General features: G+C 64.5%; 17 protein-coding genes. 9 read left to right on the top strand and 8 right to left on the bottom strand.

Annotated features, from left to right (window positions below):
* The first annotated feature begins 131 nt into the window (after nucleotides 1–131).
* Together AABB87_RS12745 and AABB87_RS12740 are read left to right on the top strand one after the other, a co-directional pair.
* On the top strand, nucleotides 132–791 hold the full coding sequence (locus AABB87_RS12745) for a TetR/AcrR family transcriptional regulator (protein ID WP_058718591.1): 660 nt from the start codon (nucleotides 132–134) through the stop codon (nucleotides 789–791).
* Nucleotides 792–804: 13 nt separating this feature from the next.
* Nucleotides 805–1,578 (top strand): hypothetical protein, encoded by a 774-nt coding sequence (locus tag AABB87_RS12740; RefSeq protein ID WP_058718590.1) that lies wholly within the window; start codon nucleotides 805–807, stop codon nucleotides 1,576–1,578.
* A gap of 81 nt (nucleotides 1,579–1,659) precedes the next feature.
* On the opposite strand, the gene AABB87_RS12735 is transcribed toward AABB87_RS12740, so the two are convergent.
* Nucleotides 1,660–2,643, bottom strand: coding sequence for a CHAD domain-containing protein (locus AABB87_RS12735; protein ID WP_341971595.1), 984 nt, complete (start codon nucleotides 2,641–2,643; stop codon nucleotides 1,660–1,662).
* A 3-nt stretch (nucleotides 2,644–2,646) separates the two neighbouring features.
* On the bottom strand, nucleotides 2,647–4,071 hold the full coding sequence (locus tag AABB87_RS12730) for a wax ester/triacylglycerol synthase family O-acyltransferase (RefSeq protein WP_341971594.1): 1,425 nt from the start codon (nucleotides 4,069–4,071) through the stop codon (nucleotides 2,647–2,649).
* An 83-nt stretch (nucleotides 4,072–4,154) separates the two neighbouring features.
* On the opposite strand from AABB87_RS12730, the gene AABB87_RS12725 reads away from it, so the two are divergent.
* Nucleotides 4,155–4,406 (top strand): acyl-CoA-binding protein, encoded by a 252-nt coding sequence (locus tag AABB87_RS12725; protein ID WP_058718587.1) that lies wholly within the window; start codon nucleotides 4,155–4,157, stop codon nucleotides 4,404–4,406.
* A gap of 37 nt (nucleotides 4,407–4,443) precedes the next feature.
* On the opposite strand, the gene AABB87_RS12720 is transcribed toward AABB87_RS12725, so the two are convergent.
* From AABB87_RS12720 to AABB87_RS12710, 3 genes are read right to left on the bottom strand one after another with little or no spacing between them, the layout of a single operon-like run.
* Entirely contained in the window at nucleotides 4,444–4,830 is a 387-nt protein-coding gene (locus AABB87_RS12720) for a polyhydroxyalkanoic acid system family protein (protein ID WP_341971593.1), read from the bottom strand.
* A gap of 3 nt (nucleotides 4,831–4,833) precedes the next feature.
* Nucleotides 4,834–5,931, bottom strand: coding sequence for an aminopeptidase (locus tag AABB87_RS12715; protein WP_341971592.1), 1,098 nt, complete (start codon nucleotides 5,929–5,931; stop codon nucleotides 4,834–4,836).
* Complete coding sequence (locus tag AABB87_RS12710) at nucleotides 5,928–8,024, bottom strand: molybdopterin-containing oxidoreductase family protein (RefSeq protein WP_341971591.1); 2,097 nt, start codon at nucleotides 8,022–8,024, stop codon at nucleotides 5,928–5,930. The genes AABB87_RS12715 and AABB87_RS12710 overlap by 4 nt, the downstream gene beginning before the upstream one ends.
* Nucleotides 8,025–8,144: 120 nt before the next feature.
* Between AABB87_RS12710 and AABB87_RS12705 the strand changes: the two genes are divergently transcribed.
* From AABB87_RS12705 to AABB87_RS12690, 4 genes are all read left to right on the top strand, one after another.
* Nucleotides 8,145–9,302, top strand: coding sequence for an ABC transporter substrate-binding protein (locus tag AABB87_RS12705; protein WP_445944864.1), 1,158 nt, complete (start codon nucleotides 8,145–8,147; stop codon nucleotides 9,300–9,302).
* Between the two features lie 105 nt (nucleotides 9,303–9,407).
* Nucleotides 9,408–10,604: a M20 aminoacylase family protein gene (locus tag AABB87_RS12700; protein WP_341971589.1), complete on the top strand. Its 1,197-nt coding sequence runs from the start codon at nucleotides 9,408–9,410 to the stop codon at nucleotides 10,602–10,604.
* A gap of 11 nt (nucleotides 10,605–10,615) precedes the next feature.
* Nucleotides 10,616–11,728, top strand: a complete 1,113-nt coding sequence (locus tag AABB87_RS12695) for a M14 family metallopeptidase (RefSeq protein ID WP_341971588.1) — start codon at nucleotides 10,616–10,618, stop codon at nucleotides 11,726–11,728.
* Entirely contained in the window at nucleotides 11,715–12,296 is a 582-nt protein-coding gene (locus AABB87_RS12690; RefSeq protein ID WP_445944863.1) for a DUF1415 domain-containing protein, read from the top strand. Before AABB87_RS12695 ends, AABB87_RS12690 begins: the two co-directional genes overlap by 14 nt.
* A gap of 45 nt (nucleotides 12,297–12,341) precedes the next feature.
* Here AABB87_RS12690 and AABB87_RS12685 read toward each other — a convergent pair whose 3' ends face one another.
* Nucleotides 12,342–13,604, bottom strand: coding sequence for a glycosyltransferase family 4 protein (locus AABB87_RS12685; RefSeq protein WP_341971587.1), 1,263 nt, complete (start codon nucleotides 13,602–13,604; stop codon nucleotides 12,342–12,344).
* Between the two features lie 159 nt (nucleotides 13,605–13,763).
* On the opposite strand from AABB87_RS12685, the gene AABB87_RS12680 reads away from it, so the two are divergent.
* A complete protein-coding gene (locus tag AABB87_RS12680) occupies nucleotides 13,764–14,363 on the top strand; it encodes a hypothetical protein (RefSeq protein ID WP_341971586.1) in 600 nt (199 codons plus the stop codon).
* Nucleotides 14,364–14,474: 111 nt separating this feature from the next.
* On the opposite strand, the gene AABB87_RS12675 is transcribed toward AABB87_RS12680, so the two are convergent.
* On the bottom strand, nucleotides 14,475–16,154 hold the full coding sequence (locus tag AABB87_RS12675) for an aminotransferase class III-fold pyridoxal phosphate-dependent enzyme (RefSeq protein ID WP_341971585.1): 1,680 nt from the start codon (nucleotides 16,152–16,154) through the stop codon (nucleotides 14,475–14,477).
* Between the two features lie 61 nt (nucleotides 16,155–16,215).
* Here AABB87_RS12675 and asd point away from each other — a divergent pair, with 61 nt between their 5' ends.
* Nucleotides 16,216–17,112 (top strand): archaetidylserine decarboxylase, encoded by an 897-nt coding sequence (gene asd, locus AABB87_RS12670; protein ID WP_341971584.1) that lies wholly within the window; start codon nucleotides 16,216–16,218, stop codon nucleotides 17,110–17,112.
* A gap of 36 nt (nucleotides 17,113–17,148) precedes the next feature.
* Here asd and AABB87_RS12665 read toward each other — a convergent pair whose 3' ends face one another.
* Complete coding sequence (locus tag AABB87_RS12665) at nucleotides 17,149–17,775, bottom strand: LysE family translocator (protein ID WP_341971583.1); 627 nt, start codon at nucleotides 17,773–17,775, stop codon at nucleotides 17,149–17,151.
* Nucleotide 17,776 lies beyond the last annotated feature (1 nt).

Here is a 17,776-nt window from a genome sequence, read left to right as displayed (position 1 = left end):
TAGGAAGCTGCCTGCATGCGTGCCGGGCCAGGGTCTTTGGCCGCCCGGCGCGGCTATGCTGTCAGTGGAGCGAATACCCTAGAGAATGTTCACCGCTTGATGACAGAATCAGCGTAGGAGACCCTGAGTAAATGGCCACAAAAAAGCCGCCGCGCCGCACGGCCGAGCGAATTCTCGAAGTCACGCTGGATCTGTTTAACCGCTTTGGCGAGCCTAACGTCTCAACCACGCTGATTTCGGCCGAGTTGAACATCAGCCCCGGCAATCTGTACTACCACTACCCGGCCAAAGATGAGCTGATCAACGCCCTGTTCAATCGCTACGAGCAGGAGCTGGGCGCGCTGCTGGGCGCGGCCGACAATGTGCGCAATGTCGAAGACGCCTGGCTGTTCTTCCACATGCTTTATGAGCTGATCTGGAAGCATCGCTTTCTCTACCGCGACCTCAACGACCTGCTGTCCAAGAACCGCCGCCTGGAAACCCACTTCCAGACCGTGCTAGGCCAAAAAGGCCAGGCCATGCGCCAGGTCTTGAGCGGCCTGCAGCGCGGCGGTGTGCTGAAGATGGACAGCCGCGAACAAGCGCCCACGGCCAATTCCATGGTGGTGCTGCTGAGCTATTGGCTCAGTTTTGAGTATGTGCGCGACCCGCGCAATGCCCTGGAGCCCTCGCAGGCCGGCGTGGCCTTGATGCGCGGCGCCTTCCATGTGCTGAGCCTGCTGCTGCCCTATCTGGAGCCGGCCTCGAAAGATCATCTCTTCGCACTCGCCAATCAGTATCAACAAGCCTGAAGGAGACCGCAGCATGGCCAAGTGGACCGCTTTCCCGCACGACAATCACGCTTTCCAGTACACACCCAGCACGCTGAAAAAGCACTGGGCGCGCCTGCACACCGGTGACGGCGAGCCCTTCCCCAAGGATGCGGCGGTGGTGCAAGCCTGGATCCACTTCCATGCCGGCGAGTTCCAGTTGGCGCATGACGCGGGCCTCGCCGTTGGCGGCGCCGGCATCACGGTGGCCAACAAGGCCCAGGCCATCTACGCCAACTATCTGGAAAAGAAGGAAAGCGTCAAGCTCGAGATGTTCCAGGAAGTGGCCGAACGCGCCGCCGCCCAGCAAGAGCTGGAGCCCAAGAACCCGAATGCCTATTACTGGCAGGCCTATGCCGTGGGCCGCTACGGCCAGGGCATCAGCGTGACCAAGGCCTTGGCCCAAGGCCTGGGCAGCAAGGTCAAGAACGCCTTGGAGCGCACGATTGAGCTGAACCCCAAGCATGCTGACGCTCATATCGCCCTGGGTGCTTTTCATGCCGAGGTGATCGACAAGGTGGGCAAGCTGCTGGGCAAGACCCAGGGCGCCGACACCAGCACCGGCCTGAAGATGTTTGTGCAGGCGCTGCAACTCAACCCCGGCTGCGCCATCGCCATGGTGGAGCGCGCCAACGGCCTGATCATGCTGGAAGGCGACAAGCGCATGAAGGAAGCCGAAGCCCTCTACGCCGACGCCGCCGCCTGCGAACCCATGGATGCGATGGAAGCGCTGGACATCGCCATGGCCCGGGAAGAGCTGGAAGACTGACGCCGGCTGCGGCCTGCCAAGGCTGCCCAACCAAACTAGCGCACGGCGTTCGCCCGTTCAGCTACCCAGCCGCCGCCCCGCTCAATCCCGCCAGGGCAGCGGCGCGGCCACCAGCGCCTTCATCACCGGCACGGTCTGGCGCAGCTGCTGCTCATGCAGGGCGGCCAGCCAGCCCAGCGCGAACTGCGCCGCCGGCGCCTGGCTCGCGTGGGCGCGCAGCTGGGCCATGGCACCGGCTTGGTCATTCAACTCCCCCAGGCATTGCAGGGCTTGGCGCAATAGCGGCAGGCCTTGCTGGCTACGCGCTGTGGCGTGCCCGGCCAAGCAAAACTCCATGCCATAGCGCAGGCGCTTGAGCCGCTTGCGCAAGGCATGGCGGCCGCTCGCATCCAGATTGGAAAAATCGGCAGCCTCCAGCTGCGCCCGCAGAAACCAGCGCCGCAGCCGGCGATGCAGCTTAGGCAAAGCAGGCACACCGGCTGGGATGGATTTGGATGCTTTGTTTGGTTTGACTGTTGGCGCCGGCAATTGCGCAATCATGTCGCGTAGCTGCGCCAGCAAGGCTTGGCTGGCCCGCGAGCGCAGCAGCCGTGCCACGGCGGCGGCAGGTAGGCGTGGCGCCAGCTCGCCCTGCAGCAAGCGCCGGGCTTCGGGCCCGTCGACATGAAACTCGGCAGCAATCTGCGCCAGCAGCTGCGGCGGCCACAGCTCGGCCAACACATCGGCTTCACGCGCTGGGCCCAGTTGGCGGAACAGCCGCGCCGCCGCTTCATTCAACTGCGCCAGGCTTTCAGCCGGCAGCCCCAACTCATCCTTGCTGGCCATCAAACGCAGGCCGCTGCGCAGGCGCCGCAAACCCACGCGCAGCTGATGCACATGGCCTGGTTCAAACTGCGCTCGGGCAATATGGCGGGCATTGCCCTCGATCTGCGCCTGACAGGACAGCAAGACCTGGCGCAGCACTTGCGCGTGATCCATATCGGCCTGCAACGCCAGCAGCTGCGCCGTGCAGGGCGGCGCCAAGGCAGAGGCGGCTGCGGAGGCCAGCGGCTCAGGCGTGGCCATCACTCACTCGGCCCACGGCAGCATCAGCGCCAGCAACAGCAACTTATTGAACTCGGGCGTGAAGTTGGCGACGACCTTTTCCGGGTCGGGGCACAGCGTGCTGTCGGTGATCAGGCTGAACTGCACCTGGCCGGCATAGGTCAGCAGGCTGACGCCCACGCCGATATCCCCCGACTGCGGCACCCAGAACATCACTCGCTCGACTTCGGAGCCACAGAAGTGCAAGGCCTCGGCCGGGCCGGGCACATTGGTCATCACGGCGGTGGCCTTTTTGGCAAAGATATTCAACATGGCGTGCTGCACCGGCTTGATCAGCAGGCCCGCCACCGACAGCAGGCCAAAAGCCAGCACCGGCTGGAAGCTGCCCTTGAGCTCCTGCATGCGCGCCTTGACGGCGTAAAGCCGCTCCACCGGATTGGCAATGCCGATGGGCAATACCAAAGGCACCAAGCCAAAGCGATTGCCCAGCTGATAAGCCTTTTCCATCGGCCGCAGGTTCACCGGCACCATGGCGCGGATTTCCTGGCCGTCCACTGAGTCGCCCTTGGCGCTCAAATAACTGCCAATCGCACCGGCCACACAGCTCAGCAAGACATCGTTGATGGAGGCATTCATGGCCTTGCCCACCGCCTTCACCGCATCCAGCGGCAGCGGCTCGCCCCAGGCCACACGCTTGCTCGTGCCGGGCTTGCCCTTGAGGCGGGTGTGGGAGTCGTCCGCCATCAAGGCAAAGGCCGCCACATCGGAAACAGCCTGATAGCCCATGCGGGCCATGTCCAGGCTGTTGTCCAGCGGGCTGGCAGGGTGAATCAAATGATCCATGCCCTTGGCCATGCTGGCGCCGGCCATGCGAATGGCCTTGACCGTCATGCCGGTGATGGGCCGCATCAGGTGATCGGTCAGCCAGTCATGCTCCTCGGGCTCGCGCGAACGCCGCTTGGGCGGGGCCTTGCCGCCGTCGGTGATGGACAGCATCACCGCAATCAGGGCGATGCCGTCACCAATGCAGTGGTGGATGCGGGCGATCAGGGCGCTGGAGCCATCGCCCATGTCCTCGACCAGGTGAAATTGCCACAGCGGATGCGCCGTATCCAGGCTCTGCATGGCCAACTCGCCGACCCGCGCCTTCAGCAAGGCTTCGCCATCCGCACCGGCCCGCAGGGGCAGCACTTCGGGCACCAAATGCCGCTGAATATCGAAATTAGAGTCCTGCACCCAAACCGAGCCCATGGCGTCTTCCACCACCTTCTGGCCGAAGCGCGGGTATTGCAGCAACTGGCTGGCGATGCGCTCGCGCACATCGGCCAGGGCCACGCCGGGCCGAATACGCCAGACGCCCACAATCATCATCAAATTGGACTCGGTGTCCATGCGCAGCCAGGCCGTGTCCACCTTGCTCATGCGTACTTGTCGTTGCGGCAAAGTCATCTCCAATCTTCTATATGCACACAATGCTGGTTAACATCGCTGCCGTCCATCCCAATTGATACCAAGTGCAGGAGAAAGACCACATGAGCCTGAAAGACCAATTCGACGCCGCCGTTGCCGGCTCCAAGTCCCTGCCCGAGCGCCCGGACAATATGACGCTGCTCAAGCTCTATGCCTTGTTCAAGCAAGGCAGCGCCGGCGATGTGGAGGGTTCGCGCCCCGGTTTCACCGATATGGTGGGCCGCGCCAAGTGGGATGCTTGGAACGAACTCAAGGGCACCAGCCAAGACGAAGCTCAGCAGAGCTATATTGACCTGATCGAATCGCTGAAGTAAGCCCACCTAGGCTTAGCCCAGCCCAAAGCCGACCTGCTCAGGTCGGCTTTTTCTTGGCCGCTGCTTTCGCGGGCGCCTTAGGCGAGGCGACCTTGGTGGCGGCCTTCGCAACTTTGGCGGGCTTGGCAGAAGACTCCGCCGCCAACAGGCTGTCCAACTCCTTCTCGATCTCGCCCTCGATGGAGGTCTTGAAAGCCCCCAGCAGCAAGCCCAGTTTGGCGTGCAGTTCGAAATGCTTGGCCGCGACGATCAACTCGCCCTTCACGCCCGAACGGGTGAAGGCGACGGTGTCGCTGGTTTCACCCTCCAGCACCGTGCAGTCCATGCCGAATTTCTCCTCGACTTGCTCGGCCCAGGCCCAGGCAATTTCACGGGCACGGGTCAGGCCCAGGGCATGGTCTCGGTGGATGCGGATATCGGCCATGGTTCAGTGTGCTCCGGGTGATTTGTTGTTTAGCAATTCTTGCAGACGCTGCGATTTTGGCAGGGCTGCCAGACGCTGCACTTGCACATAAAAGCGCTGCCAATCGCCCTGCTCGTGATCGAGCAAGGCTTCGAAGGCGGGGCTCAGATCGGTATAGGCCGACAGAATCGCCAGGCTGGCGTTATTGAGCTGGGCGAACCAGGCGTCATAGGCCTTGTCTCCCCCCCAGGCGTCGGCCTTCAGGCGCTCGTAGTCCTGGCGCATATCCTGCAGCAAGGCGGCTTTGGCGGCACGCTGTTCGGCCGCGCTGAGCGGCCCGGCGTAGAGGGCGGCCAATTGCTGGCGATAGCGGCCGGTCAAGGCGCGGAACTGCTCGCGCCGCAGTTGGCGCTTGGCATAGGCTTCACGCGCCGCCGGGCTGGCTTGGCCGCTGAGCCAGGCCGCCGCGCCACGCCGCTCCACGGCTGTTGCAAAGGCTTCATTGAAGGGCGTGTCGTCGGCTACATAAGCGACTTGATGCGCCAGTTCGTGAAAGATCAGGCCGGCCAACTCGCCTTCCGGGTAGCGAATAAAAGTATTGAGCAAAGGGTCGCCGCCCACCCAATTGCTCCAGCCCAGGGTGGAATAGGCCGGCACCGGGTAGACCTGCACTTCCAGGCTGGCATCCTGGCGCTGCAACTCCGCCGCGAAGGCCTGCGCCTGCGCCTGATCGAAATAACCCCGATAGCCCACGCAACCCATCACCGGGAAACACCAGGTCTTGAGTTGCAGGCTCAGCTCAGGAGCGGCCACCACATTCCACACCACCGCCGGCCGGCCCAGGTCGGCGTAGCGGCGATAGCTGCTGTTGTCGGGCAGCTTCAACTCGCTCACCGCGAAGCTGCGCATGCGCTGGCTGAGCAGCAGGCGCTGCCTCAAGTCTGCTGAGACGCCCGGCTGGGCCAAGACCTCATCGACCGGCTTGGCCGCCGCCATCAGCCGCAGATGGCCCGCCGCCGACTGGCGCAGATAGCCCAACTCGGCGCAGCCGCCCAGGCTCAGCAAGGCCAGCAGGGCAAGCCCGCCTGCGCCGATGCTGGCCAGCCAGCGGGCTCGCCTCATCCAGCGCTGGCCTCGGCGGGCGACCAGGCTTGCAACTCGACCAAGCAGTCGTAAAAGCTCGGCGCCGCGCCCAGATCGGTGAGGCCTTGGTGGGTGACTTCATTGACATTGCTGCCCTGCACCCCCAGCTTGCGCCACCACACGCCCAGACCGTTGACCACGCCGGGCCGGGCCCGCGGGCTGACGCGCAAGCGGCAGACATAGCTGCCGCGATCGTTGAACACCCGCACCATGCTGGCGTCCGTGAGGCCCCGCGCTGCGGCGTCCTCGGCATGCACCTCCACCAAGGGCTCACCCTCGATATCGCGCAAGCTCTTCACATTGACGAAGCTGCTATTGAGGAAGTTGCGCGCCGGCGGCGAGATCATGGCCAGCGGATAGCGCTGCGCCAACTCGGGCGAGGAGGCCCGGCTTTCGTAGTTCGCCACGTAGTCGCAGCCCGCCGCCTGGGCCCGGCCATTGGCCGTGGGGAAACCACCCTGGGCGAAGGGCGCCTCCGCCAGGGGCAGGCTTTGCCAGCCCTGGGCACGCAGGGCCTCGAAATCAATCTCGGCACTGAAGGCTTGACGGGCCAGTTGCTCGTCGGTTTCAGCAAAACAGGCCTCGGTGAAGCCCATGGCTGCGGCCAGCTCGCGGAAGATTTGCGTGTTGGGCTTGGCCTGGCCCAGCGGGGCGATGGCCTGCTCATTGATCAACACATCGGTGTGGCCATAGCTGGTGTGCACATCCAGATGTTCCAGCTGAGTGGTGGCGGGCAGCACGTAATCGGCCAAATCCGCGGTGTCGGTCATGAAGTGTTCCAGCACCACGGTGAACAGATCAGCCCGCTGGAAGCCACGTACCACCTTGGGGGACTCGGGCGCCACCGCCACCGGATTGCTGTTGTAGACGATCAGCGCCTCGACCTTGGGACCGAAAACGGGGTCGGACTCGCGCAGCAAATCGTCGCCGATGGTGCTCATATTCAGCAGGCGGGGCGTGGCGCCGGTGGCCAACTCGGGGCGCTCCAGCGCGGCCATATTCTTGAAGGGCGCAAACCAGCCCGAGCTGGACAGCAGCAGCCCGCCCGCCCGCGTGCGCCAAGCGCCCGTCAGGCAAGGCAGCAGCGCGATCAGGCGCACCGCATTGCCGCCGCCGCGCACCCGCTGCATGCCGTAGTTCAGGCGGATGGCGGCCGGCCGCGTGTTGCCGTAGTCGCGCGCCAGTTGCGTCACCTCGTCCACGCTGATGCCGCAAACCTCGGCGGTGCGCGCCGGCGGCCACTGCAGGGCCTTGGCGCGCAACTCCTCCCAGCCGTCCACATGCTGGCGCAGATAGTCGTGGTCAAGCCAGTCGTGCGTGATCAGCTCATGCATCAGACCTAAGGCCAAGGCGCCATCGGTGCCGGGCAGCAGCGCAATGTGCTGGTGGCATTTGTCAGCCGTCTCGGTCTTGCGCGGGTCGATGCAGATCAGCTTGGCACCGGCACGCTTGGCCTGGTTGGCAAAGGTCCAGAAATGCAGATTGGAAGCAATCGAGTTGCTGCCCCAGATCAGGATCAGCTGGCTCTCGGCGAAATAAGGCAGGTGCATGCCCACTTTGTGGCCATAGGTCGCCGTCAAAGCGGCGGCACCAGCTGAAGCACAAATGGTGCGATCCAGCCGGGAGGCGCCCAGGCGGTTGAAAAAGCGTGCGGCCATGCCCTCGCCCTGTACCAAGCCCATGGTGCCGGCATAGCTATAGGGCAGGACGGCTTGCGGGTCGCGGGCGGCGATCTGCCCGAGCTTGGCGGCGATGTCGGCCAGGGCCTCAGCCCAGCTGACCGGCTCAAAACGCGGCGGCTCGGTTTTGGCGCTGACGCGCTTGAGCGGCTGCAACACCCGCTCGGCGTGATAGGTGCGCTCGGCATAGCGCGAGACCTTGGTGCACAGGGCGCCGTGGGTGCTGGGATGCTCGGCGGCACCCTGCACCTTGACCACACGACCGTCTTGCACGCTAATGCGCAAGGCGCAGGTGTCGGGGCAATCATGTGGGCAAGCGCCCTTGACGATCTGAATGGCGCCGTGAGTTTGTGGCGCGGAAGGCGAAAAAAAATTGTCAGCTGCGGAAGTCATGCGCCAACTATTGCACAAAGCCGCGCGCTCTAGCGGCAGCCGGCCGGGCGCGGCCGGCGCTGCGATGAAAATACGCGCCAGGCCTCGCCTGCATCACCCGACCAACGACCCCACAAGAATATGACAACGAGCTTGCAACGACGACGCTATCTGCAATATGGCCTGCAAGGCTTGCTGGGCCTGGGCACATTGAGTTCGGCAGACTGGCTGCAAGCCCAGGAACGCCGCGCCATCGTGCTGGGGCAATCAGCCCCCTTGACGGGCCCGGCTTCCCAGCTTGGCCTGCAGATGCAAGCCGGTGCCAAGCTGTTCTTTGATGCGCTGAACTCTTCCGGCGGCGTTGGCGGTCTGCCGGTGGTGCTGCGCACCATGGATGATGGCTATGAGCCCGAGCGCTGCAAGGCCAATACCGAGAAGTTCATCAACGACGAGGTGTTCGCGCTCTTCGGCTATGTGGGCACGCCCACCTCGCTGGCCGCCCTGCCCCTGGTCAACCAGCACAAGATCCCCTTCTTCGCGCCCCTGACCGGCGCGCAGTCATTGCGCGATCCTTTCAGCCGCTGGGTCTTCCACCTGCGCGCTTCTTATTTCGATGAGACGGCGTTGATCGTCAACCAGCTGACCCAGCTAGGCCTGAAACGCATCTCCGTCTTCCACCAGAACGACGCCTATGGCCAGGCCGGTCTGAGCGGCGTGCAGCGCGCCCTCAAGACCCAGAATCTCGACCCTTTGGCCGTGGCCACGGTGGAACGCAACTCGGTCGATGTGGCCAAAGCAGTGAAAGCGCTGGTGCAAGGCCAACACCCGGACGGCATCGTGATGGTGAGTGCCTACAAGAGCTGCGCCGCCTTCATCCGCGAAGCGCGCAAGGCGGGCTACGGCGGGGTGTTCTACAACGTCTCCTTCGTCGGCACCCAAGCCTTGTCGGATGAGTTGGGCAAAGACGCAGCCGGCGTGGTGGTTAGCCAAGTGGTGCCCTACCCCATGGGCCAGGCCACCGGCGTGGTGGCCGAGTACCAGGCGGCGCTGCAAAAAGCCGGTGGCGACGGCAAGGCGAACTACACCGCGATGGAAGGCTTCCTGGCCGCCAAGGTCTTCACCGAAGGCCTGCGCCGCATGGGCGCCAAGCCCAGCCGCGAGAGCTTGGTCAACGCACTGGAAGGCATGCGCGACTTCAATGCCGGCGGCTTCCGCGTCAAGTTCACCCCGCAAGACCATGTCGGCTCCAATTTTGTCGAGCTGTCCATGCTCACCGGCGACGGTCGGGTGAAGCGCTGACCCAATCAGAGACCCTTCACGACGCCCGGGGCGATGCGCAGCTCGCCCCGTTGGCGCGGTCAAGGCGCGTAAACTGCCCGCTCGATTAGCCGCGAGCAGCACGCCATGAAACTGATCACCGACATTCTTCAAAATGCCGCCGGCATTGCCACCCTGCGGCGCGATATCCACGCCCACCCCGAGCTGTGCTTTCAGGAAGAGCGCACCGCCGACCTGATCGCCAAGGCGCTGACGGAATGGGGCATCCCGGTGCATCGCGGCCTGGGCAAGACCGGCGTGGTGGGCATTGTCAAGAACGGCACATCCAATCGTGCCGTGGGCCTGCGCGCCGACATCGATGCGCTGCCGATGACCGAGCACAACAAGTTCGCCCACGCCAGCACCTTCCCCGGCAAGATGCACGCTTGCGGGCATGACGGCCACACCGCCATGCTTTTGTCGGCGGCCCAGCATTTGGCGAAACACCGCAATTTCGACGGCACCATCTATTTGGTGTTCCAGCCCGCCGAAGAGGGTGGCGGCGGCGCCCGCGAGATGATCAAGGACGGCCTGTTCCAGCAGTTCCCGATGGAGGCCATCTTCGGCGCCCATAACTGGCCGGGCATGGCCGCGGGCCAGTTCGCGCTCAAGAGCGGGCCGGTGTTCGCGTCCAGCAATGAGTTCTTCATCACCTTGCGCGGCAAGGGCGCCCACGCGGCCATGCCGCATCTGGGCCTGGACCCGGTGCCGGCGGCCTGCCAGATGGTGCAGGCCTTCCAGACCATCATCACCCGCAACAAGCGGCCCATCGATGCCGGCGTGATCTCGGTCACCACCATCCATGCGGGTGAGGCCACCAATGTGATCCCGGATTCCTGCGTGATCGAAGGCACCGTGCGCACCTTCACGCTGGAAACCCTGGACCTGATCGAGCGCCGCATGAAGCAGGTGGCGCTGAGTACGGCCGAGGCCTTTGAGCTGACTTGCGAATTCCGCTTCAAGCGCAACTACCCGCCCACCATCAACCACGCCAACGAGACCGAGTTTGCGCGCGAGTTGCTCAGCGAGCTGGTCGGCCCCGCCAATGTGCAGGAGTTCGAGCCCACCATGGGCGCCGAGGACTTCAGCTTCTATTTGCAGCAAATCCCCGGCTGCTATTTCCTGATCGGCAATGGCGACGGCAGCCACCGCGTTGGCGGCCACGGCATGGGCCCTTGCATGCTGCACAACCCCAGCTATGACTTCAATGACGAGCTGATTCCGCTGGGCGGCAGCATGTGGGTCAAGCTGGCCGAAGCCTGGCTGGCCAAGCCCCAGGTCTGAAGCACCGCCGCATGGACAGCACGACCCAGTCGTTTTTCTCGCAAAGCTACGCCGAGGCCAGGGCCAAGTTCCTGGCTGCGGCGGACGCCGCCGGCCTGGACGCCGAGCCGCACTGGCACCCCCTGCTGGGCCGTGACGGCGAGCGCCTGGCGCTGGACGTGCTGCGCCAGGGGCCGGCCAAGGCCAAGCGCCTGCTGATCATCAGCAGCGCCTGCCACGGGGTGGAAGGCTTTTGCGGTTCGGCCCTGCAAACCGCCTTGCTGAGCGATGCGGCATGGCTGAGCGCCGTGAACGCGCAGCCAGACCTGGCGGTGCTGTATCTGCACGCCCTCAACCCCTATGGCTTTTCCTGGTGGCGGCGCGTCACGCAAGAAGGGGTGGATCTGAACCGCAATTTCCACGACTTCGCCCATCACCAGCCGCTGCCGCACAACGCCGGCTACGAAGAAATTGCCAGCGCCTTGCTGCCCGCTCACTGGCCGCCCAGTGCCGCTGACGAAGCGGTACTGGCCGACTACGCCGCCCGCCACGGCCAAGCTGGCTTGCAAAAAGCCGTCACCGCCGGCCAGTACACGCATGAGCTGGGTCTGTTCTACGGCGGCCACGCGCCCACCTGGAGCCAGCAAACCTTGCGCCATGTGTTGAGCGAGCATGGCCAGCATGCGCAAGACATCGCCTGGATCGACCTGCACACCGGCCTGGGGCCTTGCGGCCATGGCGAGCGCATCTTCGCTGGGCCTGATGCCGACACGGCCTCACTGGCCCGCGCCCGGCTTTGGTGGGGCAACGAAGTCACCTCGATGGCAGATGGCAGCTCCAGCGCCGCCCCGCTGCAAGGCCTGATGTGGTCGGTGATCCAGCAGACCTGCCCACAAGCCCGCTACACCGGCATCGCGCTGGAGTTCGGCACGGTGCCATGGGCCGAGACCATCATGGCCCTGCGCGCCGACCATTGGCTGGAAGCCAACCCGCAGGCCGACCCGGCGCTGGCGCGCCAGATCAAACAGCAACTCCGCGACGCTTTCTACGTCGACACCCCCGCATGGCAACAAGCCCTGCTGCGCCAAGCCTTTGAGGTGGCCCAGCAGGCATTGACTGGTTTGAATTCAGATGAACAGCAGTAACGACAACAACACCGCGATGACAAGCCCGGCGCCCAGCCAGGTTCAGCAAGACACCCAGTTCTGGCTGGAGAAGGCCGTCATCGGCCTCAACCTCTGCCCCTTCGCCAAGAGCGTGCATGTCAATAATCGCCTGCGCTATGTGGTCAGCAGCGCCAGCACGCCCGAAGACCTGCTCAAAGAGTTGGCCCGCGAACTGCTGGCCCTGAACCGCGCCGACCCGGATGAGATCGAAACCACGGTCTTGATCCACCCGCAGGTGCTGACCGATTTCCTCGACTTCAACGATTTCCTCGGCGCCGCCGATGCGCTGGTGGAAGACCTGGAGTTGGCCGGTGAGCTGCAAATCGCCAGCTTCCACCCGCAGTACCAATTCGCCGGTACCGAGCCGGACGACATTAGCAACTACACCAACCGCTCGCCCTACCCCACCTTGCACCTGCTGCGTGAAAGCAGCATCGCCCGCGCCACCGAGACCATGGCCGACACCGATGCGATTTACGAAGCCAATATGCAGACCCTGGAAAAGCTGGGGATCGAGGGCTGGACCGCGCTGGGCTTGAAGCGCTAGGTCTCAAACAAGTTGGCATTAGCGCCGGCTGAACGCCGGCCACCATCAAGCCGAATGGCGCTCGCCCAGCGTCAGCGGCACATGGCCCTGTGGCAGCACCGCGCGCTGCATCACCGCTTCCAGCACGCCTTCAAAGCGGGCAATGATGCTGCTCCAGTCCAGCGCCCGGGCGGTCTCGCAAGCCTGCACGCCCAGTGCGCGGCAGGCCGCCAAATCGGCCGCGGCAGCCACCGCCGCTTGCACAAAGCCGGCCGCGTCGTCGATGGGCACCAGCAGGCCGTTCTCGCCTGTGCGAATCAGCTGCGCGGCGGCCGCGTAGTCAAAAGCCAGCACCGCCAGGCCGCTGGCCATGGCCTCGGTGGTGACGTTGCCAAAGGTTTCGGTCAGGCTGGGGAACAAGAAGAGATCGGCCGAGGCGTAATGCGCCGCTAGGTCTTCCCCCTTGCGCTGGCCGGCAAAGATGGCGTTCGGGTGGCGTGCTTGCAGTTCCGCCATTTGCGGGCCGCTGCCCACCACCACCAATTTCGCCCGCGCATCGCGCCGGGCAATGGCGTCAAAGGCCGCGCTCAAGGTCGTGAGGTTTTTCTCCGGCGCGATACGCCCGACATACAGGCAGACCAGATCGTCAGGGGCCACACCCCACTGCTCGCGCAGCGCCTGGCTGCGCCGCAGCGGGCTGAACTGCTGGGTGTCCACGCCGCGCGAAACCACGCTCAGATTCTTGAAGCCAGCGTGATCCAGGCTTTGGCGCAGCGCTTCGGTCGGCACCATGGTGCAGGCCGTGCGGTTATGAAATTTGCGCAGATAGGCCATGATGGGCTTGTACAACCAGCCAATGCCGTAGTGGCGGCTGTAGGCGTGAAAGTTGGTGCGGAAGTCTGAGCACACCGGCAGCTTCAGATGCAGGGCCGCTTGCAGGGCCGACCAGCCCAGCGCGCCCTCGGTGGCGATGTGCACCACATCCGGCCGCTGCAGCGACCACAGCTGCACCAGCGCCCGCTTGGACGGCACGCCCATGCGCAGATTGGGGTAGCGCGGAATCGGCAGGCCGCGCATCAAAACCTCGTGAAAGCGCGGGCTACGCTCGGCCGCATCGGCGGCGTCCTGGCGCGGCCGGATCAGCTGAACATCGTGGTTACGCCGGTGCAGGCCATCGACGATGCGCGCGATGGTCATGGCCACGCCATTGACCTCGGGCGGATAGGTCTCGGTGACGAAGGCGATGCGCAGCTGACGGCGGGCCGCCGGCAAATGGCTGACCTCGATGCTGTCGGCCACGGGATGGAGTTGCGCGTTGCGGCTGTTCATGCCCCGCATCCTGACCGGCTTGCATAACAGTTCGATGACAAGGGGCGCAGTCGGCCATCGTCACGCAATTTTCATGTGGGCTCGTCACCATCGCGTCACGCCGACCCAGCCCGGGTCGCCGATTCACCCCCATCTCGAGGTCTGAACGTGAAGGAACTGTTGAACACTCTTGCTGTGCAGCGCTGGGACGACCACCGCTACTACCACCACAGCCGCATCAATCAAAGCCTGCATTTGCTCAGCGCCATCTGCTTTCTGATCAGCTACGGGCTGCTGTTCAGCGACCCGGCCATGGCCGCCTTGCTGGCCTGGTGCGTGTCCATGACCAGCCGCCAGGCGGGGCACTTCTTCTTCGAGCCGCGCGGCTACGACGAGGTCAACCAAGCCACCGACGAGTACAAAGAAGAAATCAAGATCGGCTACAACATCCGCCGCAAGATCGTGCTGCTGGCGGTGTGGGTGGCGCTGCCGGCCGTGCTTTGGCTGCAACCCTCGCTGTTCGGCTTGATCGAGCCCGCGCACGACTTCCAAGGCTTCATCCACGATGTCGGCATCGCCTGGCTGTCGCTGGGTGTGACGGGCCTGCTGTTTCGCGTGTTGCAACTGTGGGTGCAGCAAAGCTTTATGACCGGCTTGGCCTGGGCGATCAAGATCATCACCGACCCCTTCCACGACATCTATCTGTATCACAAGGCGCCGCTGTATCTGCTGCGCGGTGAGCTGATTGACCCGATGGGGCATGTGAAGCCTCACGCCTAAAGGCGAGTCAGGCGCGGGCTGCTCGGCCTTATCCAGGGCCGCCAGCCCGCAAACAAAAAGAAGGCCCGCAGATCGTGCGGGCCACTCGTTCAGCGCAGCGTCAGATCCGCATCAAGCCAGCAACTCCTGCCACTTGCGCGCCAGGGTTTCGCGCAACACGGCGCGGCGGATGCTCTTATTGCTAAGACCGCTGTCCTGCCACCACCAGCCGTCGGCCTGCATGCTGCGGGCGGCGGCCACAAAGCGTTGCAGCACGGTGTCGAAGTCGGCATCCGTGTAGTTGAGGCTGAAGATGAAGCGGCCCGTTCCCACCCAACTCAAAAGCAAACCTTGTTCACGCAAATAGAACTGCAGCATCCAGTTGTGGCGCGAAGGCTGGGTGTAGCTGAGCGTCCAGACCGATTGCAGATGCGCCACTTTGAGCGGCAGGCCGGCCTCGGCCAGCACTTGGTTGAAGCGCGCGGCGCGCGCGTCCCACAGGCCATCGGCCTGAGCGTAAATGGCCTGGACAGCAGGTTCCTCCAGGCGGCGCAAAAAGACATTCATCGCCCCCATCACATAGGGGTGGGCATTGAAGGTGCCACGCGCGAAGCAGATGTCAGCGGGCCGCTCCTCACGGAAGCGCTTCATCAGATCAGCCCGCCCGCACACCACGCCCACCGGCAGCCCGCCGCCCAGGGTCTTGCCGTAGGTGACCATATCGGCGCGCACGCCGAAATAGTCCTGCGCGCCGCCCTTGGCCAGGCGGAAGCCGAGGAACACCTCGTCAAAAATCAGCACGATGCCGCGCTCGGTGCACACCTCACGCAAGCGCTTCAGCCAGGCGGTGTAGGCCGCGCGGTCAAAGCCAGCGCTGCGGCCGCTGTCCAGCAGGGACGAGTCGCCCGGCGCACCCTTATTGGGGTGCAAACCTTGCAGCGGATTGACCAGCACGCAGGCGATGTCGCGGCGGGTGCGCAGCACATTCAAGCTGCGCTCGTCCATGTCCTTCAAGGTGTAGGTTTCGCGCGGGGGCAAGGGGTTGCCGGGTCCCGGCTGCACATCCTCCCACCAGCCGTGATACGCCCCGCAAAAGCGCACCAGATGGCGGCGCCCGGTGTGGTAACGGGCCAGGCGCACCGCCTGCATCACCGCCTCGGTGCCCGACATATGGAAGGACACCTCGTCCAGCCCCGAGATGGCCTTGAGCTTCTCGACGTTTTCCAGCACGCAAGGGTGATAGGCGCCGAGCACCGGGCCCAGCGCATGGGTCAGGGCCAGCCCCTTGTCCACGCAGCTGCGGTAGAAGTCGTAGCCAAAGACATTGACGCCGTAAGAGCCGGCCAGGTCAAAAAAGCGCTGGCCGTCCAGATCCTCCAGCATCACGCCGTCAGCCGCCTGCAAAAAGCTGCCGAGTTTGAGGTGCTCGCGCAAATAGGGGCTGTAGGGGAACGGCACCCGGTAGCTGCCGGTGAATTGCAGATCCGAGATGCTGCCGCGCGCCGCGGCCGACATGGCAATGCTTTTGGCATGGCGCTCGGCCAGCACGGCGCACAAGCGGGCGAAGCCGGCGCGGCGCTGCGCCACCACGGCAGCGGGTGCCGAGTCAGAAGCGAAGAACTGCGCCTCATCAAAGGCATAGCCGGGCAGCAGCGAGGCCAGGCGCTTGGCCATGCGCGAATGCCCGGCCAGCGAACGATGCTTGGCGCGCGAAAGCCGCAGCCGCGCCCTGGCCTTGGGCAACAAGGCCACCGCGGCGGCCAAGGCCAGCGCGGAAAGCGTGAATGTCGATGCGAAGAGAGTGTCGTCCATGAGTTGCCGATACGGCCTGCCGTTGTCCAAGCCCCAATATCTAACCGCCGAGATTGACAAGATGATGAAAACCAGCACCCGCGCCCTGCGCCAACTCTTCCTGCAAGAGGACCTCAACTTCTTGCTCACCAACCGCATTCCGCGCATCGCCCTGACCAAGCTGATGGGCCGCTTCAGCCAGATTCGCAACCCGCTGGTCTGCCGCTTGTCCATCGCCGTGTGGCGCTTGTTCACCGACCTCGACCTGAGCGACGCCAAGCAGCAGCGCTTCGCCAGCCTGCACGACTGCTTCACCCGCGAACTACAGCCCGGCGCGCGCCAGATCGAGATGGCGCCAGAGATCTTGACCAGCCCATGCGACGCCATCGTCGGCGCCTGTGGGCCGGTGGCGGGCCGGCAGCTCTTTCAGGCCAAGGGCTTCCCTTACGCGATGCAGGACCTGTTCGGCCCCAGCCAGGACACCAGCGCTTTTCAGGACGGCAGCTTCGTCACCCTGCGCCTGACCTCGGCCATGTACCACCGCTTCCACGCGCCGCAGGACTGTGTGGTGGAGCATGTGACCCACATCGCCGGCGATACCTGGAACGTCAACCCGATCGCGCTGCAGCGCGTCGAGCGACTGTTCTGCCGCAATGAACGCGCGGTGCTGCGCGCCCGCATCAGCAGCGGGCCGGCCATGGGCCAGGCGATTGCGATCGTGCCGGTGGCCGCCATCTTGGTGGCCAGCCTGCGCCTGCACTTTTTGAATCTATTGCTGCACCTGGGCTACCGCGGCGCCAATGAACTGCCTTGCGAGGCCCGCTTGCGCAAGGGCGAGGAAATGGGCTGGTTCCAGCATGGCTCCACCATCATCGTGTTCGCGCCCAAGGGCTTCGAGCTGTGTCCGGGCATCGCCAACGGCCAGCGCATTCGCATGGGCCAAGCCTTGCTGCGCTATCCCGTCGAAACCGGCAATTGAAGCTTTGCGGCTTGGCTCGGCTTGGCTCGATTCAGCTCAACGCTGCGCCATCAGCAAGCGTGCCGCCAGGCCGATGAACACCACGCCGGCCAGTCGATTCAAAGCCCGCTGCGCCTTGAGCGAGCGCTTGAGCAAGCCACGCACCGAGCCCGCAAACCAGGTGATGGCGCCGAAGGAAATCAAGGTACTGAGCATGAAGAGCAAGCCCAGTTGCACGATCTGCCCAGCCACCGGGCCGCGTGCGGCATCGACAAACTGCGGCAGCAGCGCCAGGAAGAAGAACACCACCTTGGGGTTGCTCAAATTCATCACCACCCCGCGCCGGTACATGGTGCCAGGGCTTGCCTGCACTTGGCCGGCTTCGGCCAGCGGGCCGACCGGGGCGCGCAGCACTTGCCAGGCCAGATAAGCCAGATAGGCCGCACCGGCAAACTTCAGCAGCGTGAAGGCCAGCGGTGACGCCGCAAACATCGCGGCCAGGCCCAGCGCAATCGCCGCCGTGTGCACCAGCAAACCGGTGCACAGGCCCAGCACCACAAACATGCCGGCGCGCCGCCCCTGCGTGGCCGACTGCATCAGCACAAACAAATTGTCTGGCCCAGGCGTGAAGCCCAGCGCCAGGGCAAGGCCGAAGAAAGTGACAGCGGTATCGATGGGCAACATG

Source organism: Roseateles sp. PN1 (assembly GCF_038419725.1).
Lineage (GTDB): Bacteria > Pseudomonadota > Gammaproteobacteria > Burkholderiales > Burkholderiaceae_C > Paucibacter_A.
This window is presented reverse-complemented; position numbering and strand designations above follow the sequence as displayed.